This is a genomic window from Pseudomonas sp. PGPR N4 (assembly GCF_059693665.1).
The window spans coordinates 1,570,557-1,596,349 of sequence record NZ_JCAUKV010000001.1 but is presented as its reverse complement, the minus strand read 5'-3'; the positions used below and the strand labels follow the sequence as shown (position 1 = coordinate 1,596,349).

General features: G+C 61.9%; 25 protein-coding genes. 15 read left to right on the top strand and 10 right to left on the bottom strand.

What is annotated here, in order from left to right:
- Nucleotides 1-96: 96 nt before the first annotated feature.
- Nucleotides 97-1,491 carry a Si-specific NAD(P)(+) transhydrogenase gene (sthA, locus tag AC58X1_RS07205; RefSeq protein ID WP_101321180.1) on the top strand — a complete coding sequence of 465 codons (1,395 nt, stop codon included), beginning with the start codon at nt 97-99 and terminating at the stop codon, nt 1,489-1,491.
- Between the two features lie 48 nt (nt 1,492-1,539).
- Here the strand turns inward: sthA and AC58X1_RS07200 are convergent, their stop codons facing one another.
- Both AC58X1_RS07200 and AC58X1_RS07195 read right to left on the bottom strand, forming a co-directional pair.
- Nucleotides 1,540-2,256: a glycerophosphodiester phosphodiesterase gene (locus AC58X1_RS07200; protein WP_101321178.1), complete on the bottom strand. Its 717-nt coding sequence runs from the start codon at nt 2,254-2,256 to the stop codon at nt 1,540-1,542.
- Nucleotides 2,257-2,287: 31 nt separating this feature from the next.
- Nucleotides 2,288-2,872, bottom strand: a complete 585-nt coding sequence (locus AC58X1_RS07195; RefSeq protein ID WP_101321176.1) for a PilZ domain-containing protein — start codon at nt 2,870-2,872, stop codon at nt 2,288-2,290.
- A 93-nt stretch (nt 2,873-2,965) separates the two neighbouring features.
- On the opposite strand from AC58X1_RS07195, the gene AC58X1_RS07190 reads away from it, so the two are divergent.
- From AC58X1_RS07190 to AC58X1_RS07180, 3 genes are all read left to right on the top strand, one after another.
- Nucleotides 2,966-4,216: a lipoprotein-releasing ABC transporter permease subunit gene (locus AC58X1_RS07190; RefSeq protein ID WP_101321174.1), complete on the top strand. Its 1,251-nt coding sequence runs from the start codon at nt 2,966-2,968 to the stop codon at nt 4,214-4,216.
- Between the two features lie 7 nt (nt 4,217-4,223).
- Entirely contained in the window at nt 4,224-4,907 is a 684-nt protein-coding gene (gene lolD / locus AC58X1_RS07185; protein WP_178080783.1) for a lipoprotein-releasing ABC transporter ATP-binding protein LolD, read from the top strand.
- A 61-nt stretch (nt 4,908-4,968) separates the two neighbouring features.
- Nucleotides 4,969-6,213, top strand: a complete 1,245-nt coding sequence (locus tag AC58X1_RS07180) for a lipoprotein-releasing ABC transporter permease subunit (RefSeq protein WP_497428573.1) — start codon at nt 4,969-4,971, stop codon at nt 6,211-6,213.
- On the opposite strand, the gene AC58X1_RS07175 is transcribed toward AC58X1_RS07180, so the two are convergent.
- Nucleotides 6,191-7,594: a heavy metal sensor histidine kinase gene (locus AC58X1_RS07175; RefSeq protein WP_497428776.1), complete on the bottom strand. Its 1,404-nt coding sequence runs from the start codon at nt 7,592-7,594 to the stop codon at nt 6,191-6,193. The genes AC58X1_RS07180 and AC58X1_RS07175 overlap by 23 nt on opposite strands.
- Nucleotides 7,591-8,271 (bottom strand): heavy metal response regulator transcription factor, encoded by a 681-nt coding sequence (locus tag AC58X1_RS07170; RefSeq protein ID WP_181107921.1) that lies wholly within the window; start codon nt 8,269-8,271, stop codon nt 7,591-7,593. Before AC58X1_RS07170 ends, AC58X1_RS07175 begins: the two co-directional genes overlap by 4 nt.
- A gap of 151 nt (nt 8,272-8,422) precedes the next feature.
- Between AC58X1_RS07170 and AC58X1_RS07165 the strand changes: the two genes are divergently transcribed.
- Complete coding sequence (locus tag AC58X1_RS07165; RefSeq protein WP_181107922.1) at nt 8,423-8,914, top strand: cupredoxin domain-containing protein; 492 nt, start codon at nt 8,423-8,425, stop codon at nt 8,912-8,914.
- A 66-nt stretch (nt 8,915-8,980) separates the two neighbouring features.
- Nucleotides 8,981-9,811: an NADPH-dependent 7-cyano-7-deazaguanine reductase QueF gene (gene queF, locus AC58X1_RS07160; protein ID WP_101321166.1), complete on the top strand. Its 831-nt coding sequence runs from the start codon at nt 8,981-8,983 to the stop codon at nt 9,809-9,811.
- 46 nt (nt 9,812-9,857) lie between these two features.
- On the opposite strand, the gene AC58X1_RS07155 is transcribed toward queF, so the two are convergent.
- Nucleotides 9,858-10,121 carry a DUF4404 family protein gene (locus AC58X1_RS07155; RefSeq protein ID WP_101321164.1) on the bottom strand — a complete coding sequence of 88 codons (264 nt, stop codon included), beginning with the start codon at nt 10,119-10,121 and terminating at the stop codon, nt 9,858-9,860.
- Between the two features lie 122 nt (nt 10,122-10,243).
- Complete coding sequence (gene pcrP, locus AC58X1_RS07150; RefSeq protein WP_497428572.1) at nt 10,244-10,801, bottom strand: HAD superfamily inactivated hydrolase PcrP; 558 nt, start codon at nt 10,799-10,801, stop codon at nt 10,244-10,246.
- Between the two features lie 190 nt (nt 10,802-10,991).
- Between pcrP and AC58X1_RS07145 the strand changes: the two genes are divergently transcribed.
- The 3 genes from AC58X1_RS07145 to rssC all read left to right on the top strand — a co-directional run bounded on the left by AC58X1_RS07145 (nt 10,992) and on the right by rssC (nt 13,682).
- Entirely contained in the window at nt 10,992-11,699 is a 708-nt protein-coding gene (locus AC58X1_RS07145; RefSeq protein WP_101321158.1) for an MlaA family lipoprotein, read from the top strand.
- A 319-nt stretch (nt 11,700-12,018) separates the two neighbouring features.
- A complete protein-coding gene (gene rssB, locus AC58X1_RS07140) occupies nt 12,019-13,203 on the top strand; it encodes a two-component system response regulator RssB (protein ID WP_181107924.1) in 1,185 nt (394 codons plus the stop codon).
- Nucleotides 13,200-13,682, top strand: a complete 483-nt coding sequence (gene rssC / locus AC58X1_RS07135) for an anti-sigma factor antagonist RssC (RefSeq protein ID WP_101321154.1) — start codon at nt 13,200-13,202, stop codon at nt 13,680-13,682. The genes rssB and rssC overlap by 4 nt, the downstream gene beginning before the upstream one ends.
- Nucleotides 13,683-13,716: 34 nt before the next feature.
- On the opposite strand, the gene AC58X1_RS07130 is transcribed toward rssC, so the two are convergent.
- The 4 genes from AC58X1_RS07130 to AC58X1_RS07115 all read right to left on the bottom strand — a co-directional run bounded on the left by AC58X1_RS07130 (nt 13,717) and on the right by AC58X1_RS07115 (nt 18,845).
- Nucleotides 13,717-15,594 carry an alkaline phosphatase D family protein gene (locus AC58X1_RS07130; RefSeq protein ID WP_497428571.1) on the bottom strand — a complete coding sequence of 626 codons (1,878 nt, stop codon included), beginning with the start codon at nt 15,592-15,594 and terminating at the stop codon, nt 13,717-13,719.
- Between the two features lie 102 nt (nt 15,595-15,696).
- On the bottom strand, nt 15,697-16,623 hold the full coding sequence (tal, locus tag AC58X1_RS07125; RefSeq protein ID WP_101321150.1) for a transaldolase: 927 nt from the start codon (nt 16,621-16,623) through the stop codon (nt 15,697-15,699).
- Between the two features lie 244 nt (nt 16,624-16,867).
- A complete protein-coding gene (dusA, locus tag AC58X1_RS07120; RefSeq protein ID WP_447733194.1) occupies nt 16,868-17,878 on the bottom strand; it encodes a tRNA dihydrouridine(20/20a) synthase DusA in 1,011 nt (336 codons plus the stop codon).
- A gap of 403 nt (nt 17,879-18,281) precedes the next feature.
- The gene (locus AC58X1_RS07115; protein ID WP_150570753.1) at nt 18,282-18,845 is read right to left on the bottom strand and encodes a type 1 glutamine amidotransferase domain-containing protein; all 564 of its coding nucleotides are present in this window, start codon (nt 18,843-18,845) and stop codon (nt 18,282-18,284) included.
- Nucleotides 18,846-19,762: 917 nt separating this feature from the next.
- On the opposite strand from AC58X1_RS07115, the gene AC58X1_RS07110 reads away from it, so the two are divergent.
- The 6 genes from AC58X1_RS07110 to AC58X1_RS07085 all read left to right on the top strand — a co-directional run bounded on the left by AC58X1_RS07110 (nt 19,763) and on the right by AC58X1_RS07085 (nt 25,771).
- Nucleotides 19,763-20,017 carry a hypothetical protein gene (locus AC58X1_RS07110; protein ID WP_101321129.1) on the top strand — a complete coding sequence of 85 codons (255 nt, stop codon included), beginning with the start codon at nt 19,763-19,765 and terminating at the stop codon, nt 20,015-20,017.
- Between the two features lie 24 nt (nt 20,018-20,041).
- Nucleotides 20,042-20,329, top strand: coding sequence for a DUF3077 domain-containing protein (locus tag AC58X1_RS07105; protein WP_150570754.1), 288 nt, complete (start codon nt 20,042-20,044; stop codon nt 20,327-20,329).
- 321 nt (nt 20,330-20,650) lie between these two features.
- Nucleotides 20,651-21,136 (top strand): formate dehydrogenase subunit gamma, encoded by a 486-nt coding sequence (locus tag AC58X1_RS07100; RefSeq protein ID WP_101323072.1) that lies wholly within the window; start codon nt 20,651-20,653, stop codon nt 21,134-21,136.
- The gene (locus AC58X1_RS07095; protein WP_497428570.1) at nt 21,130-22,683 is read left to right on the top strand and encodes a formate dehydrogenase beta subunit; all 1,554 of its coding nucleotides are present in this window, start codon (nt 21,130-21,132) and stop codon (nt 22,681-22,683) included. Before AC58X1_RS07100 ends, AC58X1_RS07095 begins: the two co-directional genes overlap by 7 nt.
- Nucleotides 22,680-25,565, top strand: a complete 2,886-nt coding sequence (fdhF, locus tag AC58X1_RS07090; protein WP_150570757.1) for a formate dehydrogenase subunit alpha — start codon at nt 22,680-22,682, stop codon at nt 25,563-25,565. The genes AC58X1_RS07095 and fdhF overlap by 4 nt, the downstream gene beginning before the upstream one ends.
- The gene (locus AC58X1_RS07085) at nt 25,562-25,771 is read left to right on the top strand and encodes a formate dehydrogenase subunit delta (protein ID WP_101321121.1); all 210 of its coding nucleotides are present in this window, start codon (nt 25,562-25,564) and stop codon (nt 25,769-25,771) included. The genes fdhF and AC58X1_RS07085 overlap by 4 nt, the downstream gene beginning before the upstream one ends.
- Nucleotides 25,772-25,793: the final 22 nt, after the last annotated feature.

The window sequence follows — 25,793 nt, the reverse complement described above, 5'->3', positions numbered from 1 at the left end:
TTGATTAGACTGCACCCGAATTTTTCCATGGCGCCGCGGCGACATGATCGCGCCCCGCGGCCAACCGGCCGGCGGGCCAGTTTTGAAGGAGTACGCATGGCTGTCTACAACTACGACGTAGTGGTGCTGGGTTCCGGCCCGGCCGGAGAAGGTGCGGCAATGAACGCCGCCAAAGCAGGGCGCAAGGTGGCGATGGTCGATAGCCGTCGCCAGGTTGGCGGCAACTGCACCCACCTGGGCACCATCCCGTCCAAGGCACTGCGTCACTCGGTGCGGCAGATCATGCAGTTCAACACCAACCCGATGTTCCGTGCCATCGGCGAGCCGCGCTGGTTCTCGTTCCCGGACGTGCTCAAGAGCGCCGAGAAGGTGATTTCCAAGCAGGTCGCTTCGCGCACCGGCTACTACGCCCGTAACCGCGTCGATGTATTTGTCGGTACCGGCAGCTTTGCCGACGAGCAAACCGTCGAAGTGGTCTGCGCCAATGGCGTGGTCGAAAAGCTGGTGGCCAAGCACATCATCATCGCCACCGGTTCGCGCCCGTACCGCCCGGCTGACATCGACTTCAACCACCCGCGTGTGTACGACAGCGACACCATCCTCAGCCTCAGCCACACCCCGCGCAAACTGATTGTCTACGGCGCTGGCGTGATCGGTTGCGAGTACGCCTCGATCTTCAGCGGCCTGGGTGTACTGGTCGAGCTGGTCGACAACCGTGGGCAGTTGCTGAGCTTCCTCGATTCGGAAATCTCCCAGGCACTGAGCTACCACTTCAGCAACAACAACATCACCGTGCGTCATAACGAAGACTACGAGCGGGTCGAAGGCCTCGACAACGGCGTGATCCTGCATTTGAAGTCGGGCAAGAAGATCAAGGCCGACGCCTTGCTCTGGTGCAACGGCCGTACCGGCAACACCGACAAGCTGGGCCTGGAGAACATCGGCATCAAGGTCAACAGCCGTGGCCAGATCGAAGTCGACGAAGCCTACCGCAGCACCGTGCCGAACATTTATGGCGCCGGTGACGTGATCGGCTGGCCGAGCCTGGCCAGTGCCGCCCACGACCAGGGCCGCTCGGCAGCGGGCAGCATCGTCGACAATGGCAGCTGGCGCTTCGTCAACGACGTGCCGACCGGGATCTACACCATTCCCGAGATCAGCTCGATCGGCAAGAACGAGCAGGAGCTGACCCAGGCCAAGGTGCCGTACGAAGTCGGCAAGGCATTCTTCAAGAGCATGGCGCGTGCGCAGATCGCCGGTGAGCCGCAAGGCATGCTGAAGATCCTGTTCCATCGCGAGACCTTGCAGATCCTTGGCGTACACTGCTTTGGTTACCAGGCCTCGGAGATCGTGCACATCGGCCAGGCGATCATGGATCAGCCGGGTGAGCGCAATACCCTGAAGTACTTCGTCAACACCACCTTCAACTACCCGACCATGGCCGAAGCCTATCGCGTAGCGGCCTACGACGGTCTCAACCGGCTTTTTTGAGCGGCTCCGACCGGTGGCCTGAGCCGGTCGGGGAGCTCGGTTTCAATCCTACCCAAGGGTGGTCTTGGCCAAACCGGGAAAGTCTGTAATCAGGCTGTCAGCGCCAAAGTCGGCGAGTCGGCGCATCAGTGCTGGCTCGTTGACCGTCCATACCGACACGTGCAAACCCTGGCGCTGTGCCTTGATCAGGCGCTCGGGAGTGCATAGCGTCCAGTTCAGGGCGAGCATCTGGCAGTTGTAGTTCTGCGCGACCTTCAGTGGGTCGAGCCAGGCATATTCCGCCACCAGTCCACGCGATACATCCGGCACCAGCTCAACCGCAGCGCTGAGCACTTCACGCGAGCTTGAGGTGATGGTGACCTTGTCGAGCAGGCCATATTGCTGCGCCAGCTCACGGATGGCCAGCACGGTGCTGGCGGCGCGGGTGCGCGACGCGCTTTTGACCTCAAGCTGCCAGTGCTCGAATGCGCATTTCTCGAACAGCTCTTCAAGCCGTGGAATAGGGCAGGGCTGTACATGGCCGGGGCCGCCGGCACGGGCGTCATAGGTGGTCAGGTCAGCGGCGCTGTGCTCGACCACCTTGCCGCGGCGGCCAGTGGTGCGCTTGAGTGTCGGGTCGTGGATCACCATCAGCTGGTTGTCGGCCGACAGGTGCAGGTCCAGTTCACAGCGATTGACGCCGTGCTCCAGGCACTGACGGAAGCTGGTCAGGGTGTTTTCAGGTGCTTCGCCCTTGGCGCCGCGATGGCCGTAGATCAGGGTCACGTTCGTTCCTTCAAATCAATAAGAGCGGAGCTCAGGAGGCGGGGTCGTTCTGTTCCAGTGCCTGCCGACGTTGCTGTTGCTGGCGCTGCAGGATATACCGCGCCAACAACTGGCGCTGGGCGTCGGTCATGTCGGTGAATTCGGTGCCGACTTCATAGTCGCCGCCGGGGCGAGCGTCGCAGTGGGTAACCCGGCCGCGCAGCAGCAAACCGTGGGCGCGGGGCATCAACACCATCTTGACCTTGACCCGGGTGCCGGCGGCGATCGCGCTGGTCTGGCTGAACTCGATGCCGCCCTCGGAGAGGATCACCCGATGCGGTGCGCCGATCTCGCCGAGCAGGCTGTGCGCGACCACTGCGCTGAGCAGGTCGAGGCGTTTGTTCTGGGCCCGTAAAAACGCCGCCAGGGTGCGGTCCTTGTCGCTCAACTGGCGCAGCAGATGTTGCGATTCAAAGTCCGACAGATGCAGTTCGCTGAGCAGGTTGAACAGCGGCGAATCATCCTGCAACAGTTCTGGCTCCAGGGCCTCAGCCGCGCTCAGCGGGGTGATTTCCAGTGCGATCCTGTCTTCGATGCGGTAGTATTCGCGGCGATCTTCATCGTCTATTGTCGTCATGGCGAACCCAAGGTTACGGCGGTGGTCCGAGTGTAAAGCCGCCGTAGGCGCCTCGCCACAAGGACGTTCCCTTTCATCCGAACAAGCCCCGACATGTTCAGACCTCTTTTCGTATTTATTGGTACTCGCTACACCCGTGCCAAACGCCGCAACCATTTCGTCTCGTTCATTTCCCTGACCTCGATGATCGGCCTCGCCCTGGGCGTGGTGGTGATGATCGTGGTGCTCTCGGTGATGAATGGCTTTGACCACGAGATGCGTACCCGCGTGCTTGGCATGATCCCTCACGCCACGCTTGAGAGCGGCCAGCCGATCAATGATTGGCCTGCCCTTGCTCAACAAGTAAAGCAGAATCCACAAGTCGTGGCGGTCGCGCCCTTCACCCAGATGCAGGGCCTGCTGACCTTCGATGGCAAGGTCAGCAAGGTGCTGCTCAACGGTATTGATCCTGCGCGTGAGCGAGAGGTGTCGATCATCGACAACTTCATCCGCGAAGGCAGCATCGACAAGCTGGCGCCGGGCGAGTGGGGCATCATGATCGGCGACAAGGCCGCGGCCAAACTGGGTGTCAAGGTCGGTGACAAACTGACCTTCGTGGCGCCAGAGGTCAGCGTCACGCCCGCGGGCATGTTCCCGCGCATGAAGCGCTTCACCGTGGTCGGCACCTTTCATGTCGGTGCGGGCGAGATCGACGGCTTCCTGGGCTTGACCAACATCGCCGACCTGTCGCGCCTGCACCGCTGGAAAGCGGATCAGGTGCAGGGCCTGCGGCTGAAATTCGACGACCTGTTCGAAGCCCCGCGCGTGGCCTGGAGCATCGCCCAGCAGTTGGGCGAGCAGGAGTTCTACTCGCGTGACTGGACCCGCACCCACGGCAACCTGTATCAGGCTATCCGCATGGAGAAGGCGATGATTGGTCTGCTCCTGCTGCTGATCGTGGCGGTGGCGGCGTTCAACATCATTTCGACCCTGGTGATGGTGGTCAATGACAAGCGCGGCGACATCGCCATTCTGCGCACCCTGGGCGCTACGCCTGGGCAGATCATGGCCATATTCATGGTCCAGGGTACGGTGATCGGCGTGGTCGGCACCTTGATTGGTGCGGTGGTTGGCATTCTCGCAGCGCTCAATGTCAGCGCAGCGATTGCCGGCATCGAGAAGCTGATCGGGCACAAGTTCCTCAACGCCGATGTGTACTTCATCGACTACCTGCCTTCGCAGATCATCGCCCAGGACGTGTGGATGGTCTGCGGCGCGGCATTGATCCTGAGTTTCCTCGCCACCCTGTATCCGGCCTGGCGTGCGGCGCGCACCCAGCCTGCAGAGGCGCTACGTTATGAGTGAGTCGCGCATGAGTGATAAAGCCGTTCTGAGTTGCCGCAACCTGGGCAAGTCCTACGACGAGGGCCCGGAGTCGGTGCAGGTGCTGGCCAATCTGCAGCTTGAACTGCTGCCGGGTGAGCGGGTGGCGATTGTCGGCAGCTCCGGTTCCGGCAAGAGTACCTTGCTCAACTTGCTGGGCGGCCTCGACACGCCGAGCCAGGGCAGCGTGTGGCTGGCTGGCGAAGAGTTGTCGGCACTGGGCGAGCGCGCCCGTGGCCTGCTGCGCAACCGTGCGCTGGGCTTCGTGTATCAGTTTCACCACCTGCTGGCCGAGTTCACGGCGCTGGAAAACGTGTGCATGCCGCTGCTGATCGGACGCACGCCGATCCCGGAAGCGCGCGAGCGTGCCGAGGCCTTGCTCAAGCGAGTCGGCCTCGGCCATCGCCTGAGCCACAAACCGGCCGAGCTGTCCGGTGGTGAGCGCCAGCGTGTGGCGATCGCCCGCGCTCTGGTCAATCGGCCGGGGCTGGTGATGCTCGATGAGCCGACCGGCAACCTCGACCATCACACTGCGCAGGGCATTCAGGAACTGATGCAAGAGCTTTCCAGCTCATCGCGCACTGCGTTCCTGGTGGTGACCCACGACCTGAGCCTGGCGCGGCAGATGGATCGCGTGCTCAAGCTGGAAGATGGCCACCTGGTGGCGATCTGAGTCGACTGCCCGGGGTGGAATGATCCACCCCGCAACTTTTGTTCATTGGGTGTTCTCGTACATGTTCAGACCCTTGCCCTTGTTCATCGGTGCTCGCTACACCCGTGCCAAGCGCCGCAATCACTTCATCTCGTTCATCTCGATGACTTCGATGATCGGCTTGTCCCTGGGCGTGCTGGCCATGATCGTGGTGCTGTCGGTGATGAACGGCTTCCAGCGCGAAATGAGCTCACGCATTCTTGGCCTGGTGCCGCATGCGAGCATCCTTGGCGCGCAGCCGCTGAGCGACTGGCGCAGTGTGGCTGACGCAGCGCTGAAGAACCCGGCAGTGGTCGCTGCGGCGCCGGTAACCGAAATGGAAGGCATGCTCTCGTACAAAGGCGCGATGCAGCCGATTCAGGTCAGCGGGATCGAGCCGGCCGAAGAGGGCAAGGTGTCGATAGTCGGCCAGCATATCGTCCAGGGCGCGTTGCAGGATCTGGTCCCGGGTGAATACGGGGTGGTGCTCGGCGAGCTGACGGCGCGGCGCTTCCGGCTCAACACCGGTGACAAGCTGACTTTGATCGTGCCGGAGATCAGCAAGGCCCCGGGTGGTATCACGCCACGCATGCAGCGCCTGACCGTGGTCGGCATCTTCAAGGTGGGTGCCGAGCTGGATGGCTCGCAGGCTTATATCAACGTGGCCGACGCCGCCGAGATGCAGCGCTGGGCGCCGGGCAGCGTGCAGGGCGTGCGGCTCAAACTTCAGGACCTGTACGCGGCGCCGCAGGTGTCCAAGGCCATCGCCGGGCAGTTGGGCGATGCCTACCACGCCGATGACTGGTCGCACACCCAGGGCAGCCTTTTCAGCGCCATGAAGATGGAAAAGACCATGATCGGCTTGCTGCTGATGATGATCATCGCGGTGGCGGCGTTCAATATCATCGCCACCCTGGTGATGGTGGTGAACGACAAGGGCGCGGATATCGCCATCCTGCGCACCATTGGCGCCACGCCGATGCAGATCATGGGCACCTTCATGGTTCAGGGCAGCTTGATCGGTGTGGTCGGCACGCTGATTGGCGGGGTGCTGGGGGTAATTGCGGCGATCAACGTGAGTCAGATCGTTGGCTGGCTGGAGCGGGTCAGCGGCCAGCACATCTTCACCTCCGATGTGTATTTCATCAGCAGCTTGCCTTCGCAGTTGCAGTGGGGGGATGTGCTGATGATCTGTACGGCGGGCTTGGTGATGAGCTTCCTGGCGACTGTGTATCCGGCTTACCGGGCTTCGCAGATCGAGCCGGCTATGGCATTGCGTTACGAGTAAGGGCGGCGTTGGTATCTTTGGGGTCGCTGTGCGGCCCCTTGCCGAAATCAATCACAAACCGCGTCCATCCTGCTTCGCACTCCACCTGAATCCCGCCACCATGGGCGAGGACGATCGAACGGGTAATTGCCAGGCCCAGCCCGGCGTGCTCAGCGCCTCCTTCGGCCCGTGCCGAATCCCCGCGGTAGAATCGATCAAACAAGCGCTGCGCAGCCGCTGCTTCAATCGCCACACCGGTATTGGCGACCGTAACTTGCCCTCCAGCTTGTAAGCCCACCTTCACCACGCCACCTACTCCAGCAAACCGCAGCGCATTTTCCAGCAAGTTGGAAAACGCCCGCCGCAACATCTGCCGATCGCCCTCGATCACCAGCTCACCCTCGCGGAGCAGGGTCACTCCAGTGTCCTCAGCCAGAGGCGCGTAATACTCCAGCAGTGCATCCACTTCCGAGGCAAGGTCCAGCACCTGCTGTTCTGGCACCAGCAGGCCGTGCTCAGCCTTGGCCAGGTAGAGCATGTCGTTGACCAGCTGCGCCATCCATTGCAGCTCCTCAAGGTTGCCATGCAAGGCCTCGCGATATTCGTCCAGGCTGCGTGGGCGGGTTAGCGTTACCTGAGTGTGGGTCAGCAGGTTCGACAACGGCGTGCGCAGTTCATGGGCGATGTCCGCGGAGAACGCCGACAGCCGTTGAAACGCATCGTCCAGCCGCTGCAGCATGGCATTCATGCTTTCTGCCAGCTGAGCCAACTCCTCGGGCATCTGCGCCACTGGCAGACGTGTGGTCAGCGAACGAGCGTTGACGCTCGCCGCCACCGCGCCGATCTGGCGCAACGGGCGCAAGCCGCGGCGTACCGCCCAGGCGCCGAGCAATGCCGTGGCCAGTGCCGACAGACCCACCGTTAGCCAGATCAAGCGCTGCATGCTCTGCAAGAAGTGCTGGTGATGGGTGATGTCGAGCAGCACGGTCAGTTGCGGTGACTGTGGGTCATGCTCGATCAATGGCGCCGACAAGCCGCGATAGTCGACGCCGCCGGCCTGCAGTGTCTTCAGTTGTGCAGACTGGTTGGCATCGGGCAAACCTGGCCGGCTTTCGAACCAGGCTTCGCCCGTGCCGCTGCTGATGCGCAGTGCGACATCGGTCTGGAGGTTGAATTGGCTCCGTAGCTCGGGGAGCCTGTCGACTACCTGCCGCCGTGTCTGGAGACCGGTAAGTTGCTCGCGTAACTGCGTCAGGCGAGTGTCGAGCAGCTGCTCATCCAACTCGATGAAATGCTGCTCGCTGGCTTGGGTGAAGAGCACGCCGGCGCCAAGCGAAACCGCCGCGGTACAGGCAGCAAACAGCAGAGCGAGGCGGCTGCCGAGGGATATCCGGCGCATCAGTCCTGGCGCTCTTCGAGTACATAACCCATGCCACGCACCGTGTGTATCAGCTTGCTGGCGTGACCGTCGTCGATCTTCAGCCGCAGCCTGCGGATGGCCACTTCGATGACGTTGGTGTCGCTGTCGAAGTTCATGTCCCACACCTGCGAGGCAATCAACGACTTGGGCAGCACCTCGCCCTGACGGCGCAATAGCAATTCCAGCAGGGCGAACTCCTTGGCGGTGAGGTCGACGCGCTGGCCGGCACGCTCGGCGCGGCGGCGGATCAAGTCCAGGCGCAGGTCTGCCAAGGCCAGGGTGGTGTCCTGCACCCCGGCGCCGCCTCGGCGCAGCAAGCTGCGCACGCGGGCCAGCAGCTCGGAGAAGGCGAACGGCTTGACCAGATAGTCGTCTGCGCCCAGTTCCAGGCCATGCACGCGGTCCTCCACAGCGTCGCGGGCGGTGAGGAACAATACTGGGGTGGCGAGCCCTGCCTGGCGTACCGCCTGCAGAATCTGCCAACCGCTGCGGCCTGGCAGCATCACATCAAGAATCAGCAGGGCATGATCGCCGGTCAGCGCCAGGTGCAGCCCGGTTTCACCGTCGGCGCTGAGCTCGCAGGCAAAGCCGGCCTCGGTGAGGCCTTGTTGCAGGTATTGGCCAGTCTTGACCTGGTCTTCGACGATCAGCAGTTTCATCAGGTTTTTGCGTCGGTCAGGGAGTAGTGGAAATGATACGTGACGAACCCGCTCTCAAGCCAAGCTGACAAAGTTGTAATCTTGCGGTCAGCCAGTTGCCAGCTGCGCCAGCCCAGAGTGGCACGCCATTGCCGTCATTATCGGAGTAGATATGAAACACCTGTTCATCGCCGCTGCCTTCGCGCTGTTCAGCACGTCGGGCTGGGCTGACGCCGAGCACACCAGCTTCGCTTTCGGTGAGCCAGCGCCAGCGGCCAAGGCCACTCGCACGGTTGAGGTGGTGCTCAAGGACATCGCCTTTGAGCCCAGCAGTTTGCAGGTCAAGGCCGGCGAGACCGTGCGTTTCGTGCTGATCAACCAGGGCCAGTTGCCCCACGAGTTCAACCTGGGCGACAAGGCCATGCACGCAGAGCATCAGAAACAGATGGTGGCGATGCAGGGCAAACTGTTCACCGGGGGCATGGATCACAGCCAGATGGGCCATGGTGAACACGGCCACGACAGCGGCAACACCGTGCTGCTGCAGCCTGGCCAGCGCGGTGAGCTGACCTGGACCTTCCGTAGCGCTGCGCCGATCGAGTTTGCCTGCAACGTGCCGGGGCATTATCAGGCCGGGATGGTCGGGCCGCTGACCATCGAGTGAGTTCGGACCCAAGGCGGGCTGCAAAACCGGTAAACTGGGCGCATCCGTTTTTTCCAGGTCCTGACCATGCATCCCGCTGCCGAAGACTCTCCGCTGGGTAAATCCAGTGAATACATTGCAACCTACACCCCGTCGCTGCTGTTCCCGATTCCGCGCCTGGCCAAGTGGGCCGAGCTCGGTGTCAGTGGCGACGCCCTGCCGTGGCAGGGCGTTGATTACTGGAACTGCTTCGAGCTGTCCTGGCTGTTGCCGTCCGGCAAGCCGGTGGTGGCCATCGGTGAGTTCGCCATCCCGGCACAGTCACCGAATATCATCGAATCGAAGTCGTTCAAGCTGTACCTCAACTCGCTTAACCAGACAGCCTTTGCCAGCAGCGCTGAGCTGCAGGCTTGCCTGGAGAAAGACTTGTCTGCCGCTGCGGGCGCGCCGGTGACGGTGCGCGTGCGCAGCCTGGCAGAAGTGCAGAGTGAAGGTGTAGTGGCATTGCCTGGGGTGTGCATTGACGAACTCGATGTCGCGATCAGCAACTACGAGCAACCGCAGCCGCAACTGTTGCAGTGCGATTCAACCCAAGTAGTGGAAGAGACGGTGCACAGCCACCTGCTCAAGTCCAATTGCCCGGTGACGGGCCAGCCTGACTGGGGCACGGTGGTAGTCAAGTACAAGGGCCTGGCGCTGGATCACGCCAGCTTGCTGACGTATCTGGTGAGCTTCCGCCAGCACGCTGACTTCCATGAGCAGTGCGTCGAGCGGATCTATCTGGACCTCAAGCGCTTGCTGCAGCCTGAGCACCTGACGGTGTACGCGCGGTACGTGCGTCGCGGTGGGCTGGATATCAACCCGTACCGCAGCACCGGGCCGATCAGCCCGCAAAACCTGCGTCTGGTTCGGCAGTAATAGTGGGCCGACGGGGCACATGAGTGCCGCGTCGGCCCCGCCTGATTCAGATGCCCATGCTGTGCAAGCTGTTGGCGATGTTGCGCAGCGTGGCGGTGAGGTCGGGGTGGGCCACCTCGAAGCGCTCGACGGCGAGGTTGACGCCGTCGACCAGGTTGGTGTCCTGGGTGGCTTCTTCCAGTTTGATCTGCGCCTCGATCTGTTGCATCAGGCTGTGCAGGTTGTCGCGCTCTTCCAGCGTGAGCGGCGGGTTGCGATCCAGTTGATCGCGCAGGCTATCGAGCTGCTCTTGCAATTCGCGGGCAGGCATCAGGTGTTCTCCCTCTATGACTTGGCAAAGCATGGACCTCGGCCATTGGGCAAAGGTTCGCGCATGCCTCAAGCGTAATCCACTCGCCACGGCTTTGCATGATCCGCGTCAAGCCGCCTGTATCAGGGTTTTTCACCTTTGCGGCGGCGTTGGGCGATATCTGCCAGGCACGGTTGTAGCGCTTCCAGATGATCGATCACCGAATGCGCGCCGAGCCTGAACAGCTCAAGGGTGGCCTTGCCGCGATTCGCTTGCTGGTCTTGGGCGGTCATCGCCTGCCAGCGCTTCGACGAGGCCTCGCAGCGGGGGCTGCATGCCGCCAGGCCGATAGTCCACAAACCGGCTTTGAGCGCAGATTCAAGCAAGCGCGGATCACCGCTGACCAGCACGCTGCCATCGAGCTTCGCGCTGTTGAGCTGCATCAGCGCCTGCCAGCAGGCATTCGGTGCCGGCCAGGGCAGGGAAGGGGTCGAATGCCCCGGCAGCCAGCTCGGCAGCATCCTGGTCAATGACTCGCCGGTGCCGGGCTCATCCAGCCAGATGCAAGGCACCTGCTGGCTGTGCAGGTCAGCCAGCATGGCCAGCGCGCCAGGCGCTGGCGCAGATACGTCATTGGCGGTTTCCACCAGGCAGCCACGCAGCCCGAAAAGCACAGCGGTGAAGGCGGGTGCGTCGTGCATGGCAACTTCCCTGAAAATAGTCAGACTAAGTAGCGACTGTTACACGTAGATGACGTAGCAACAGTTACTAACAAAATATCGAGCAATACTCAGCGAAGCTGTTTATCAGCCGTCGACGCTTTATACTGTCGCCCAAACTCAGCAGAGCAAACGCGCATCTGCGACCGTGAATCTTGATGGAGAAACATCTATGCATAGGATCGGCGCCAGTGTGATCGAGCGAATCACCCAGGCCTGTGTCTGCGCCAGTCTGTTGCTGGCGCCCGTGGCTGCTACGCAGGCAGCTACCGAAGAAGATCCCTGGGAGGCGGTCAATCGGCCGATCTTCCGGTTCAACGATACGATCGACACCTATGCATTCAAGCCGTTGGCCCAAGGCTATCAGGCGATCACCCCGCAGTTCGTCGAAGACGGCATTCACAACGTCTTTCGCAACATCGGCGATGTCACCAACCTGGCCAACAATATTCTGCAGCTCAAGCCCCACGCTGCTGGCGTCGACACTGCCCGCTTGATCGTCAACACCACCTTCGGTATTGGCGGCCTGTTCGATGTGGGTACCCGCATGGGCCTGCAGCGCAACGACGAAGACTTCGGTCAGACCCTCGGTTACTGGGGCGTCGCAAGTGGCCCCTACGTGGTCATTCCGCTGCTCGGCCCGAGCACCGTGCGTGACGGCCTGGCCAAGTACCCGGACAGCTACACCAAGCCGTACCGCTACATCGATCATGTACCGACCCGCAACACGACGCTGGGGGTAGACCTGGTTGACACCCGTGCCAGCCTGCTCTCGGCTGAAAAGCTGATCAGTGGCGACAAGTACGTGTTCATCCGCAACGCCTACCTGCAGAACCGCGAGTTCAAGGTCAAGGATGGCGAAGTCGAAGACGACTTCTGAATTCGGGTAGCTGGGGCTGCAAAGCAGCCCCAAAGCTGGGTCCGCAACGGGCCTTGCGACCATCCATCGGGTTACCTCAAACACATTTCTTATAACTACCAGCAATTTGCCAAACGCTGTGTAATCAAGCCGACTCGCGCATGCTTGAAACCCCCGGCGGATGGGAGTACCGTCTGCGCCTGACAGGGCACCTCTGCTGTTGCCGGACAAGGGTTCTTGTCCTACAACTCTATAGGTAGAGCAGCCAAACAGTATTCCAGTAGTGATAGGCGCAATTGCGACGATCCTACGCAAACCTAATCCGGCGCCGTTCGCCCACATGCAGAAAACCAGTGCAACGCTGCTGATTATCGATGACGACGACGTGGTCCGTGCGAGCCTCGCCGCGTATCTCGAAGACAGCGGCTTCAGGGTCCTCCAGGCCGGCAATGGCCAGCAGGGGCTTCAGGTCTTCGAACAACACCAGCCTGATCTCGTGATCTGCGATCTGCGCATGCCGCAGATGGGCGGCCTTGAGTTGATCCGTCGGATCAGCGAAGTGGCCCCGCAGTTGCCGGTGATCGTGGTGTCGGGTGCCGGTGTCATGAGCGACGCTGTCGAAGCTCTGCGCCTGGGCGCTGACGATTACCTGATCAAGCCGCTCGAGGACCTGGCAGTGCTGGAGCACTCGGTGCACCGTGCGCTTGACCGTTCGCGCCTGCTGGTCGAAAACCAGCGCTATCGCGACAAACTGGAAACCGCCAATCGCGAGCTCGAGGCCAGCCTGCACCTGCTGCAGGAAGACCAGACCGCAGGGCGCCAGGTGCAGATGAACATGCTGCCCGAGAGCCCGTGGGTAGCCGGCGAGTTCTCCTTCGAGCACCAGATCATCCCGTCGCTGTACCTGTCGGGCGACTTTGCCGACTACTTCCGCGTGGATGAGCGGCGTATCGCATTCTATCTGGCCGACGTATCCGGCCATGGTGCGTCGTCGGCGTTCGTGACCGTACTGTTGAAATTCATGACCACCCGCCTGATGTTCGAATTCAAGCGTGGCGGCAAGATGCGCGATTTCAAGCCTTCGGAAGTTCTCAGTCACATCAACCGTGGCCTGATCAACTGCAAGCTGGGCAAGCATGTGACCATGGTCGGTGGCGTCATCGACGAAGACACCGGCCTTTTGACCTACGCCGTCGGCGGCCACCTGCCAATGCCGGTGCTGTATACCCCAGAGCACACGCGCTACCTCGAAGGCCGCGGCTTGCCGGTGGGGTTGTTCGAAGAAGCCACCTATCAGGATCTGGTGGTCGAGTTGCCTGCGCAGTTCAGCCTCAGCCTGATGTCGGACGGTATTCTGGACCTTTTGCCCGGTAACACGCTCAAAGATAAAGAGCTTGCGTTGCCGGAGATCGTCAAAGCAGCAGGGGGTAGCCTGGATGGGCTGCGCCAACGTTTCGGATTGGCTACGCTTGGGGAGATGCCGGATGATATCGCCCTATTGGTGTTAAGCAGGAACCTTCAATGAGTACCGGTAGAATCCAGTTCGCCGAGCAAAGCGGTACCTTTGTACTGAAGTTTGTCGGTGAAGTACGCCTGACCTTGTGTTCGGCTTTGGATGCGACGATCGAGAAAATCTTCACTGCGCTGAATTTCTCGGCCATCGTCATCGATCTGACCGAAACCGAAAGCATCGACAGCACCACACTGGGGCTGTTGGCCAAATTGTCCATTCTGTCCCGGCAGAAGGTGGGTCTGTTGCCGACCGTGGTCACTACCAATCCGGATATCTCGCGCTTGCTGCAGTCGATGGGTTTCGATCAGGTGTTCAACATTGTGGGTCGGCCGATCCCCTGCCCAGAGTGCCTGACCGACCTGCCGTCGCAAGACCAGAGCGAAGAGGTTGTACGCTCCAAGGTGCTTGAAGCACACCGCATCCTCATGGGCCTGAACGACTCCAATCGTGAAGCCTTCCATGACCTGGTCAGCGCGCTCGAGCGCTCCTGAGCCTCGACTGCGGTGCACTGATCACCGCAGCCGCTCACTGATCGCGCAAGAACTCATTAGCCTCTGAACCATCCGCATTGAGCTGGAACACCCGCTCTGGCTGGCCGTCAGCGGTGAAAAACACCTGCCCCAGCCCCGCGCTGTTCCACAGCCGCTCGCCGGCCTTGCTGCGGCTCGGCAGGCGTGGTGCGACTTCCATCAGGCGCCGCTTGGTAAACCAGTTCAGGGGCGAGCGCGGCGAATACAGCCAGCGGTTGAGCCGATCAAGCACATCCAGCAAACGCTGCGGAAACTGGTTCTTGATGCCGCTGCTGGTGACCTGCCACAGGTGCGGGTTGTGCTGGCGATGGCGGATCATCACTTCATAGACAAACGAATAATGCACGTCGCCTGACAGCACCACGTAATGCCCCGGGGTGCGCGAGTGGCGGAAGATATTCAGGATGACCTGCGCCGCGCCGCGGTGCGCCATCCAGTTTTCAGCGTCGACCAGCAGCGGATAACCCAGCCAGCTGAACACCCGCTGCACCGCCTCGATCAGCTTGACGCCGAAGATCGGCGCCGGTGACACGATGATCGCCGAAGGGTGGTCAAGCAATGCCTGCTGCAGCTCGCACAGCGCTTCCCAGTCGAGCAGGCCAGAAGGCTTGCTCAGGCTGTTCTCGCTACGCCAGCGCCGGGTGCGGGTGTCCAGCACCAGTAGCGGCGGAGTGGTCGGCAGGCTGAACTGCCAGCCCTGAAAGCGCAGCAGTTCGCCAATCAGTGCATCCTGCGCTTGCTTGGCCAGATGTTGCTCGGCCAGGCTGCAGTACTGCTCCAGCAGTGGCGCGCAACTGTCCGGGTCGTTACCCCAGCCCTGGCAGAGCAGGTAGCCGAGCAGGGCATTGCCGATGATCCGCCGCGAGAACGGATGGCCATAAGCGGTCTCCTCCCACTGCGCCGACAGGTTCCAGTCATCGGTGATGTCGTGGTCATCGAAGATCATCAAGCAGGGCAGGTGCGCCATGACCCGAGCGACCCCGCCGAGCCCTGCGGTAAAGCCCTCGATCAGCGGCAGCTCTTCCTGATAGCGCGCCTGGCGCTTGTCGGTCAGCCCCGCCGGCATATCCATCTGCACCAGGCTCCAAGGCGTTGGTGACCACACCAGCAGATACATCGCCATCACCTCGGCGAAGGTCACCAGATGGTTGTCAGCGTTGCTGGAGGAGAAGATCGGCTTGCGCTTGCCGCCAAAGAAGCGCTCACGTAGGGTCTCGTTACCTTCCTGTGCGGGCAGCAGATCGGCGCGGTGGTAATAACAGGCAGGGTGGCCATAGAGCTCGGCGCTGTCAGCGACCAGCGCACCTTCCAGGCTTTCCTCGAACAACCGCAAACGCTCGATCAAACTGTGAATCGCACGCAGCATCGGCCCGGCGACATCGTCGGCGTAAACCTGGTCGCCGGTCATCATCAGTAACGCAGGCCGCTGCTCCGGATTTGGCTTCGCTTGCAGCAAACGGTCGGCGCAGAGCAGGCCGTCGGCCGCCGGGTGATGAGGCTTGCGGCAGGAGCCATGCAGCAGTTGGTCGATGCGCTCACGCAGCACCAGGCTCGGTCGGCTGGCGCCGGGGTAGAGCAGGTGCGGCGCCCAGCTGGCAATGCCTTCGCCCGAATCGAGCAGCAAGTCGTATTCGAGGGCCACGTCAAACGGCAGCGCGGTGTCGAAATGGATATCCAGCAGGTGGATAAAAGCCGACCTGCCGATGGGCACGGTCTGGCAATTAATCTGAGCAGTGACACCGGGGTGTTCAAGGACGAAGTCCAGCTGCAGCGGTTGCGATCCAACCAGCCAGATTGCCAGGCGCCGAGGCTCCAGGCGGCGCAGTACCGGGCCAGCGAGGACAAGGGGTAACGATTCGGGGGAGGGCGTCATCGACAACTCAACAGCTCGGTCAAGCCGGGGATTATCTCACAGGCAAAAAAATGGCGGAAAATGCTCGGCATTTCCCGCCTGTTGCTTACGCGCAGATTTGTATCAAGCCTTGTCGGCCATCAGCGCTTCCAGCTTCTCCTGATCGCGGGCGAACTGGCGAATACCCTCGGCCAGCTTCTCGGTGGCCATGGCGTCTTCGTTCATCGCCCAGCGGAACTGGCTTTCGTTCAGCTGCTGCTTGGCTTCACCGGCATTGCCAGGCTTGAGGATGCGCGGCAGCTCGCCGTGGTCTTCGCTCAACTGCTGCAGCAGCTCGGGGCTGATGGTCAGCCGGTCGCAGCCGGCCAGATGCTCGATCTGGCCGATATTGCGGAAGCTCGCGCCCATCACCACGGTGTTGTAGCCGTTGGTTTTGTAGTAGTCGTAGATGCGGGTTACCGACTGCACACCCGGATCATCAGCGCCGACATATTCTTTGCCGGTGCTCTTCTTGTACCAGTCGTAGATACGCCCAACGAATGGCGAAATCAGGAATACCCCAGCGTCGGCACAGGCCTGCGCCTGAGCGAAGGAGAACAGCAGGGTCAGGTTGGTCTGGATGCCTTCCTTCTCCAGCTTCTCGGCAGCACGGATACCTTCCCAGGTCGACGCCAGCTTGATCAGCACCCGATCACGGCCAACACCGGCTGCGTCATACAGCGCAATCAGTTGGCGCGCCTTGGCCAGCAGCGCATCTTCGTCAAACGACAAGCGCGCATCGACCTCGGTCGAAATCCGCCCCGGGATGACTTTAAGGATCCCGCTACCTACCGCTACCGAGAACTTGTCACAGGCAAGGCCAACATCGCCTTTGGCATCCGCCTTCACCTGCTTGAGCAAGTCGGCATAGCCAGCAATACCAGCAGCCTTGAGCAATAGCGAAGGGTTGGTGGTGGCATCTTCCGGCTGCAGCCGGGTGATGGCATCCAGATCGCCAGTGTCGGCGACCACGGTGGTGAACTGCTTGAGTTGTTCCAGCTTGGAAGTCATGGCGTGCTCTGTCCTGTGCAATGGCTCGACATTACCCGAGCCCGGAGCAGCGCTCAAGGGGCGTCAGGGCAGGCCGAGCATGCCCCTCGTGAAATAGCGCGAAACCTTGATCAGGCAGGGCCAATTACGATGGGCGGCGGGTTAGCTCAGGGGACGACGGCGAACCGCAGCCCCAGCGCTGAAGAAAGTGTGCACGTTCGAGTCGTAGCCGTGCTCAGGGTTCCATCCATTCCCGCCCAACGGCTCAACGGCCCTGCAGCAGCTCGGCCGCCTGATCCAGCACCGCCAGCGGTTGGTCGGTCTTGTGGATGTCTGCAGACAGCAACTGCCGGAACCGCCGCGCCCCCGGGAAGCCTTGGCCGAGGCCGAGGATATGCCGAGTGATGTGATGCATCGCACCGCCGCTTTCGATGTGCGCGACGATGTAAGGCCGCAGGCGCGCCATCGCCTCGCTGCGGGTGACTACCGGCGCGGTGCTGCCAAATAACTGTTGGTCGACCTCGGCCAGCAAGTACGGGTTGTGATAGGCCTCGCGGCCGAGCATCACACCATCGAAGGTCTGCAGATGAGTGCGGCATTCATCAAGCGTCTTGATACCGCCGTTGAGGATGATTTCCAGGTCGGGGAAGTCGGTCTTCAGCTGCGCGGCAACGTCATAGCGCAGCGGCGGGATATCGCGGTTTTCCTTGGGCGAGAGGCCCTCGAGAATCGCGATCCGCGCGTGTACGGTAAAGCTGTGGCAGCCGGCGTCACGCACCTGACCAACGAAGTCGCAAAGCTCGGCGTAGCTGTCGCGGCCGTTGATGCCGATCCGGTGCTTGACCGTGATCGGCGTGGATACCGCATCGCGCATTGCCTTGACGCAATCGGCTACCAGCGCCGGGTGGGCCATCAGGCAGGCGCCGATCATGTTGTTCTGCACCCGGTCGCTTGGGCAGCCGACGTTGAGGTTGACCTCGTCATAGCCTGCTGCCTGCGCGAGTTTTGCGCAGGCGGCCAAGTCGGTCGGATTGCTGCCGCCGAGTTGCAAGGCGAGCGGGTGCTCGGAGACGTCATGGCGCAGGAAACGGTCGGCGTCGTTGTGCAGCAGGGCGCCGGTGGTGACCATTTCGGTGTAGAGCAGGGTGTGCTGGGAGAGCAGGCGCAGGAAGTACCGGCAGTGGCGGTCGGTCCAGTCCATCATCGGTGCAACGCTGAACCGGCGGGACGGCTCAGGGCGCTTGGTTTGTGGGTTTGAGACTGATTCTAGGGGCATTCTGGTCTACGCATGTCCGTACCATTTCTACGAGTAGGCGCCTTGTTATGACAGCGGAGAGAGCGGTTCCACTTCTGGGCGCGCCGGCTCCGTCGAGATGGCAACAATGAGAGCAAGTAATAAGGCTGACGGATCGGTTAGCTGCATCGCCCTTACCAGCCTGAAAGGATGCCGTAGTCTACCAAGAAGCCCGCAATTTCGCCCGCGATCACCCTGATAGGCTCGAACGAGGCGACTAGAGGTGAAGTGATTACGAAAAATGGCATGTGCGCCCTTGGCAGTTCAAAGGGCAGGAGCAAGCATCCGATCGGATGGGTGCCATATGACTTACATCAGCCGTTTATGGCGGGAAAAACGAGCGGGGATTGATGGCAACCCACGCGGGCTGCCATCTGTGCGTACCTTATTTCCCTTCAATCGCCGCAGCGATAGCGTCATTGAAGGCTGGAATGTCCTTCGGCGTCCGTGAAGTAATCAGGGTCCAGCCATTGGCCTCGCACTGTTTCACCTCAGCATCGACCCAACCTTCAGCCCCGGCATTTTCAAGGTCAAGCCTAACGCTAGGGTACGAGGTGAGGGTCTTGCCCGGAATAACCCCGGCATTGATCAACACCCAAGGGCCATGGCAGATCGCAGCGATCACCTTGCCCGCATCGGCGAACTCCTTCACCAGGCGCTGAGCGTTCTCGTCCAATCGCAGCGTATCGGCATTGACCGTGCCGCCTGGAATCACAAGCGCATCGAAGTCTGCCGCTTTGAGCCCAGCCAGAGCGGTCTGGGACTCGACGGTGCGATCCTTCTCGGTGTCGCCAACGAACGTCTGCGTTGTGCCGCCCTCGCTCGACCCGTGGGTGACTTCCGCACCCTGAGCCTTCAGCGCTTCCAGCGGTTTGACCAGCTCATCGCGTTCGATGCCGGTGTTTGCGGTGATGAACAGTACCTTCTTGCCTGCCAGTTGATTACTCATGGTGGTCTCTCGGTCCTCTCGATCAAGGTGGTGGAAATGGTTCGGTCGGTGCTTTTCCCCGACGCGTAAAAATGGGAGGGCAGGGCGGTTTCGAAAGTTCAGCTGGATTCACGCGGGTGCCAGGTGCGCCTGACTCAAGCGGTGTCGATCTAAGGTCAGAGGCATGCGACGGACGATCATTGGTTGCTCCGCTCTGAAGGGCATTCCCTCAAGGGCTCTGCATTTATCTGAATTTTTGTCTGGCTTGAGATTGCTGGGGCGCGCAGCGCCCCCGACGACCTCACGACAAGTGCAATTTCAGAACACCTCAAAAGGGATGGCTCTACAGGCGGGCTGGACCAAACTGCAGTAATGTACGATGGATTTCGTATGTATACGGGCGTCGCGACGTGCCATTCAGCGACGGCCAGGGCCAGGCGCAAGATATTCTTGTGGGCGTCTGCAGCGGCTGCGAAACCGTGGTGGCGATTCCGCCGCAGTCCACGCCGGCGCAAGCTTGTGTATCTCGCGGTTTGATTCAATCTCAGCTCGGTCGATATGACGCGTGTCTTATTTTGTTTCATATCGGACCTACGTCCTACGTGAATTAATCAGATTTTCGCTCTTCCCTGTAGTCCATTTCCGAATCATCCTATTACCGCCTTTGGGCCATTGCGGTGGTTTCTCTGAGCTTCTAGTCTCGCCCTGTCGCTGCCAAACCTGCGACCGGGCCTGCAAGCTCGAAGATGAAATCCCACCTCCGAAACACTGTTGTGCTCAGGCATGTCAGTGTCCTCGGTCAATGGTGGCTACGTATGGGAGATCTTCGGATCTGCCGGTTTTCTCATCTTCCGGTCTTGCAGACCTGTACGTAGCTGCCACCCATCAAATGCAAGTGGTGACGTGGTGGTCCAATCGTCCAAAGATGAGATCACACCATGATTAAAATCGTCCCCGACCCACCCCATCCCAACTCCCTCCACGCCCTCGAAGACACCCTGATCCAAGCCGCAGATTACGTCCTGTGCGCACTGACGGTGGCCCATCAATCTGCCTTGCTCCTGCCGCGCACGCCCGGCTCGATCATGATGCTGACCATCATGCATGAGCTCGAAACCGCCCGAGCTTTAGTGGATACGGCTCTCACGCAGGTACAGCGCTTCGATGAGCCGACCAAGCCGACGTTGCACTGAATCAGCCAAGCCGGAGGATTGCATATGGATAATGAACCGCTAGACCGCATCGGCAGGCTGGGCTTGACAGTCGGCACAGCGACTTGCCTGGAAGGTGCCATTATGGGCAAGCGGCTGTTTCGGGTAGAAGCGGGTAACTGTTGTGACCACGCCTTGGCGCAGGCATCGGTGTTGATGGATAGCGCCCGTAAGGCCTCGTTTATTGGCGTCATGGACAATGAGCCTGCACTGGTTTGGGCCTCTCATTTTCTTGGTGAAATGGCTAAAGCGCTGATGGATGATGCGCATATGGGCATTAACAGAAACTCTTGAAGGGAGCCCTTCAAGGTATTTGTCGGGCAGAAATTTGGGGGCGCTGTGCGCCCCTTTCGCGACACAAGACCGCTCCTACAGTGACCGAGTAGCGCTATCGGTCATCGCGTCGGTTTCAGGATACGTCTGGTCGCTGGCGCACATCCCTGTACTGGCAGGAGTGCCATGCTGTCAGGATGCCCTCGACGCCAGTGCACGTAGATGCGCGGCCGTGGGCAAGGAGGTGTCCGGCGACCACGCAACCGTGACGTGGCCGGTGCGCCGCAGCAGAACACGTCGGGCGCAGGTATTGCCTGCGCTCGCGACGCCGAGGTCCGCTGTATGCCTGATGAGACGCTTGACCTGCCCGTGATCCAGCGTGTGCTGGATCACCACCGTGAGACCCCCGGCGCGCTGTTGCCGATCCTGCATGCGATCCAGGCCGGCGTTGGGTATATCCCCGATGCCGCCGTGCCGGATATCGCCCATGCACTTAACCTCAGCCAGGCTGAGGTGCGCGGGGTGATCACCTTCTACCATGACTTCCGTACCGCGCCGCCAGCGCGGCATATCCTGCGCCTGTGCCGGGCCGAATCCTGCAAGAGCCGTGGCGCCGAGACGCTGGCGGCGCAGTTGCGCGAGCAGTTGGGGCTGGATGATCACGGCACCAGTGCCGACGGCGCGGTAAGCCTGCGGCCGGTGTATTGCCTGGGGGCCTGCGCCTGTTCGCCAGCGCTGGAACTGGATGGCCAGGTGCATGCGCGGCTGACGCCGGAGCGCTTGAGCGCACTGGTCAGCGGCTGCCTGCAGGAGGTGAAACCATGCTGAAGCTCTTTGTTCCCTGCGACTCGGTGGCGCGTGCAGTGGGCGCCGATCAACTGGCCGACGCGCTCAGCGCCGAGGCGCAACGGCGGCAGGTCGAGGTACAGATTCAGCGCACCAGCTCGCGCGGGCTGTACTGGCTGGAACCGTTGCTTGAGGTGGAAACCGCTGAGGGCCGGCAGGGCTTTGGGCCCGTGGCTGCCGAAGATGTCACGGGCCTGTTCGATGCGTTGACGGCGGCGCCGGCTGAGCATCCGTTGGCGCTGGGCCTGGTCGAGCAGATCCCGTATCTGAGCAGTCAGCAGCGTTTGCTGTTCGCCCGTGCCGGCATCACCCGGCCGCTGTCGCTGGAGGATTACCGCAACCACGGCGGCTTCGAAGGCCTGGCCAAGGCTGCGTTGCTGGAGCAGGCAGAGGTGGTCGCGGCAGTGCTCGATTCCGGCCTGCGCGGGCGGGGCGGCGCGGCGTTTCCGGCGGGGATCAAATGGCGCACGGTGCGCGATGCTCCGGCGGTGCAGAAGTACGTGGTATGCAACGCCGACGAGGGCGACTCGGGGACGTTTGCCGACCGCATGCTGATGGAGGGCGATCCGTTTCTGCTGATCGAAGGCATGATCATCGCCGGCCTGGCGGTGGGTGCCAGCAAGGGCTACATCTACGTGCGTTCGGAATATCCGGATGCGGTCCACGCGCTCAACGAGGCGGTGTTGTTGGCCCGTGAGGCGGGCTATCTGGATACCACCGGTAGCGGTGTGGCGTTCGACCTGGAGGTGCGGGTCGGCGCTGGCGCGTATATCTGCGGTGAAGAAACCGCTCTGCTCGAATCTCTCGAAGGCAAGCGCGGCATCGTCCGCGCCAAGCCGCCACTGCCGGCGCTCGAAGGCCTGTTCGGCCAGCCGACGCTGGTGCACAACGTGCTCACCCTGGCCTCGGTGCCGATCATCATGGCCAAGGGCGCGCAGTTCTATCGCGACTTCGGCATGGGCCGTTCGCTGGGCACCTTGCCGTTCCAGCTGGCGGGCAACGTGCGCTATGGCGGTTTGGTCGAGCGCGCATTTGGCTTGACCTTGCGCGAGCTGGTCGAAGGCTACGGCGGTGGCACTGCCAGCGGGCGTCCGCTGAAAGCCGCTCAGGTCGGCGGGCCATTGGGCGCTTGGGTGCCGCCGAGCCAGTTCGATACGCCGCTGGACTACGAAGCGTTTGCCGCGCTTGGCGCGATGATCGGCCACGGCGGTGTGGTCGTCGCCGATGACACCCTGAACATGGCCAACATGGCGCGCTTTGCCTTGCAGTTCTGCGCTGAAGAATCCTGCGGCAAGTGCACCCCGTGCCGGATCGGCTCGACCCGTGGCATGGAGGTGGTCGACCGCTTGATCGCCAGCAGCGACCCGGCCTACCGCGCCGACCAGGCCAACCTGCTGCACGACCTGTGCGACACCATGCAATACGGCTCGCTATGCGCCATGGGCGGGATGACTTCATACCCCGTGGCCAGCGCCCTCAAGCACTTCCCTGCCGACTTCGGTCTGGCCAGCCCGGAGGCCGCCCAATGATCAATTATTTCGACCCTGCCAGTGATGCCGACCTCGGCACCCCCGCGCGTGAAAGCCAGGTGCAGGTCAGCCTGAATATCGACGGCCGCGCCATCAGCGTGCCCGCTGGCACCTCAGTGATGCGCGCCGCCGCGTTGCTCGGCACCAACATCCCCAAACTGTGTGCCACCGATACCCTCGAAGCCTTTGGCTCGTGCCGCATGTGCATGGTCGAAGTCGACGGCATGCGCGGTTACCCGGCGTCGTGCACCACACCGGTCACCGAGGGCATGGTGGTGCGCACGCAGACGCCACGCCTGGCCGACCTGCGCCGCAATGTGATGGAGCTGTACATCTCTGACCACCCGCTGGACTGCCTGACCTGCTCGGCCAACGGCAACTGCGAGTTGCAGACCGTGGCTGGCCAGGTTGGCCTGCGTGAGGTGCGTTATGGCTACGAAGGCGCCAACCACCTTGCCGACGCCAAGGACCTGTCCAACCCATATTTCAATTACGAACCGAGCAAGTGCATTGTCTGCAGCCGTTGTGTGCGCGCCTGTGAAGACATTCAGGGCACCTTTGCTCTGACCATCACCGGTCGCGGTTTTGACTCGCGAGTAGCGGCGGCTGGCGGTAGCGACTTCCTCACCTCCGAGTGCGTGTCGTGCGGCGCCTGCGTGCAGGCCTGCCCAACCGCAACCCTGACTGAAAAAAGCCTGGTCGAACTGGGCCAGCCAGAACGTGCGGTGATCACCACCTGCGCCTATTGCGGCGTGGGCTGCTCGTTCCGCGCCGAGATGAAAGGCGACCAGCTGGTGCGCATGGTCCCGGACAAGAACGGCGGCGCCAACCACGGCCATGCCTGTGTCAAAGGCCGCTTCGCCTGGGGTTACGCGACCCACCCGGACCGCATCACCAAACCAATGATCCGCAAGCACATCGACGACCCGTGGCAAGAGGTCAGCTGGGACGAGGCGGTGACCTACGCAGCCAGCGAGCTGCGCCGCATTCAGCTCAAGTACGGGCGCGACTCGATCGGCGGCATCACCTCCAGCCGCTGCACCAACGAAGAAGCCTATCTGGTGCAGAAACTCGTGCGCACGGCGTTCGGCAACAACAACGTCGACACCTGTGCACGGGTCTGCCATTCGCCGACCGGTTATGGCCTCAAGCAGACCTTGGGCGAATCCGCTGGCACCCAGAGCTTTGACTCGGTGATGCAGGCCGACGTGATCCTGGTGATCGGTGCCAACCCAACCGACGCGCACCCGGTGTTCGGCTCGCAGCTCAAACGCCGCCTGCGTGAAGGCGCCAAACTAATCGTCATCGACCCTCGGCGGATCGATCTGGTCGACTCGCCGCATGCCCGCGCCGAGCTGCACCTGCAACTGCGCCCCGGCACCAACGTGGCCATGCTCAACGCACTTGCCCATGTGATCGTTACCGAAGGGCTACTTGATCAGGGCTTTATCGATGCCCGCTGTGAAGGGCCGGAGTTCGCTCGCTGGCGCGACTTTGTCAGCCTGCCGGAGAACTCCCCCGAAGCCCTTGGCCCGACCTGTGGCGTACCGGCCGAGCAGATCCGTGCGGCAGCCCGGCTGTATGCCGGCGCTGGCAACGCGGCCATCTACTACGGCCTCGGCGTGACCGAGCACAGCCAAGGCAGCACCGCAGTGATGGGCATCGCCAACCTGGCTATGGCTACTGGCAACATCGGCCGTGAAGGGGTAGGGGTGAACCCGCTGCGTGGGCAGAACAACGTCCAGGGCTCGTGTGACATGGGCTCGTTCCCGCATGAGCTGCCGGGTTATCGGCACATCTCCAACGCCACCGTGCGTGCCGAGTTCGAGCAGGCCTGGGGTGTGACCCTGCAGCCTGACCCAGGTCTGCGCATCCCCAACATGTTCGAGGCGGCGCTGGATGGCAGCTTCAAGGCGCTGTACTGCCAGGGCGAAGACATCGCCCAGAGCGATCCCAACACCCAGCACGTGACGGCCGCGCTGCGGGCGATGGAATGCGTGGTGGTGCAGGATATCTTCCTCAACGAGACGGCCAAGTTTGCCCATGTATTCCTGCCGGGCAGCTCGTTCCTTGAAAAAGATGGCACCTTCACCAACGCCGAACGGCGTATTTCGCGGGTGCGCAAGGTCATGCAGCCGTTGGCCGGCAAGGCTGACTGGGAAGGCACCATGGCCCTGGCCAACGCCCTCGGCTACCCGATGAACTACCGTCATCCGTCAGAGATCATGGACGAGATCGCCCGGCTGACACCGAGCTTCCACAGCGTCAGCTACAGCGAGCTGGAGCGTCACGGCAGCCTGCAATGGCCGTGCAACGAAGCCGCGCCAGACGGCACGCCGACCATGCACATCGACCAGTTCGTGCGCGGCAAGGGCCGCTTCATGCTGACTGGCTACGTGCCCACCGACGAGAAGGTCAACAGCCGTTATCCGCTGCTGCTGACCACTGGCCGCATCCTCAGCCAGTACAACGTCGGCGCGCAGACACGGCGTACCGAAAACGTCGCCTGGCATGCCCAGGATCGGCTTGAGATTCACCCAAGCGACGCCGAAAGCCGCGGCATTGTCGAAGGCGATTGGGTCGGTATTGGCAGCCGCGCCGGGCAGACGGTGCTGCGCGCTCAGGTCAGTACCCGGGTTGCGCCGGGGGTGGTGTACACCACCTTCCACTTCCCCGAGTCGGGCGCCAACGTCATCACCACCGACAACTCCGACTGGGCCACCAACTGCCCCGAGTACAAGGTTACGGCGGTAGAAGTGGTGCGTGTATCGCAGCCGTCGCAATGGCAGCAGCGTTATCAGGCGTTCAGTGACGAACAACGGCGCCTGCTGCAGGAGCGGCGCAACAGCGAGCAACAGGAAACTGCCGAGGTACGCCGATGAGTGTCGACAGCCTGGTCAAGATGGCCAACCAGATCGCCCACTACTTTGACAGCGAGCCCAACCGGACGCTGGCGGTGCAGGGGGTACGCCAGCATATTCACAGCTTCTGGACCCCGCTGATGCGCAAACAGATCGTCGAGTGGATGCAGGCACATCCCGACGAAGGCGTGGACGATCTGGTGCGTGAGGCCCTCGCGGAGGGTTGACCAGAGGAGGCAGGCAGCGGCG

Excerpts from the sequence above, each read along its gene's own strand:
- fdhF (WP_150570757.1), top strand. The coding sequence starts at position 22,680 with ATGATCAATTATTTCGACCCTGCCAGTGATGCCGACCTCGGCACCCCC.
- AC58X1_RS07110 (WP_101321129.1), top strand. The coding sequence starts at position 19,763 with ATGATTAAAATCGTCCCCGACCCACCCCATCCCAACTCCCTCCACGCC.
- queF (WP_101321166.1), top strand. The coding sequence starts at position 8,981 with ATGCATCCCGCTGCCGAAGACTCTCCGCTGGGTAAATCCAGTGAATAC.
- rssB (WP_181107924.1), top strand. The coding sequence starts at position 12,019 with ATGCAGAAAACCAGTGCAACGCTGCTGATTATCGATGACGACGACGTG.
- pcrP (WP_497428572.1), bottom strand. The coding sequence starts at position 10,801 with ATGCACGACGCACCCGCCTTCACCGCTGTGCTTTTCGGGCTGCGTGGC.
- AC58X1_RS07100 (WP_101323072.1), top strand. The coding sequence starts at position 20,651 with ATGCCTGATGAGACGCTTGACCTGCCCGTGATCCAGCGTGTGCTGGAT.
- AC58X1_RS07130 (WP_497428571.1), bottom strand. The coding sequence starts at position 15,594 with ATGACGCCCTCCCCCGAATCGTTACCCCTTGTCCTCGCTGGCCCGGTA.
- AC58X1_RS07195 (WP_101321176.1), bottom strand. The coding sequence starts at position 2,872 with ATGACGACAATAGACGATGAAGATCGCCGCGAATACTACCGCATCGAA.
- AC58X1_RS07155 (WP_101321164.1), bottom strand. The coding sequence starts at position 10,121 with ATGCCTGCCCGCGAATTGCAAGAGCAGCTCGATAGCCTGCGCGATCAA.
- sthA (WP_101321180.1), top strand. The coding sequence starts at position 97 with ATGGCTGTCTACAACTACGACGTAGTGGTGCTGGGTTCCGGCCCGGCC.
- AC58X1_RS07105 (WP_150570754.1), top strand. The coding sequence starts at position 20,042 with ATGGATAATGAACCGCTAGACCGCATCGGCAGGCTGGGCTTGACAGTC.
- tal (WP_101321150.1), bottom strand. The coding sequence starts at position 16,623 with ATGACTTCCAAGCTGGAACAACTCAAGCAGTTCACCACCGTGGTCGCC.
- AC58X1_RS07190 (WP_101321174.1), top strand. The coding sequence starts at position 2,966 with ATGTTCAGACCTCTTTTCGTATTTATTGGTACTCGCTACACCCGTGCC.
- AC58X1_RS07145 (WP_101321158.1), top strand. The coding sequence starts at position 10,992 with ATGCATAGGATCGGCGCCAGTGTGATCGAGCGAATCACCCAGGCCTGT.
- AC58X1_RS07180 (WP_497428573.1), top strand. The coding sequence starts at position 4,969 with ATGTTCAGACCCTTGCCCTTGTTCATCGGTGCTCGCTACACCCGTGCC.
- rssC (WP_101321154.1), top strand. The coding sequence starts at position 13,200 with ATGAGTACCGGTAGAATCCAGTTCGCCGAGCAAAGCGGTACCTTTGTA.
- dusA (WP_447733194.1), bottom strand. The coding sequence starts at position 17,878 with ATGCCCCTAGAATCAGTCTCAAACCCACAAACCAAGCGCCCTGAGCCG.
- lolD (WP_178080783.1), top strand. The coding sequence starts at position 4,224 with ATGAGTGATAAAGCCGTTCTGAGTTGCCGCAACCTGGGCAAGTCCTAC.
- AC58X1_RS07115 (WP_150570753.1), bottom strand. The coding sequence starts at position 18,845 with ATGAGTAATCAACTGGCAGGCAAGAAGGTACTGTTCATCACCGCAAAC.
- AC58X1_RS07170 (WP_181107921.1), bottom strand. The coding sequence starts at position 8,271 with ATGAAACTGCTGATCGTCGAAGACCAGGTCAAGACTGGCCAATACCTG.
- AC58X1_RS07085 (WP_101321121.1), top strand. The coding sequence starts at position 25,562 with ATGAGTGTCGACAGCCTGGTCAAGATGGCCAACCAGATCGCCCACTAC.
- AC58X1_RS07095 (WP_497428570.1), top strand. The coding sequence starts at position 21,130 with ATGCTGAAGCTCTTTGTTCCCTGCGACTCGGTGGCGCGTGCAGTGGGC.
- AC58X1_RS07165 (WP_181107922.1), top strand. The coding sequence starts at position 8,423 with ATGAAACACCTGTTCATCGCCGCTGCCTTCGCGCTGTTCAGCACGTCG.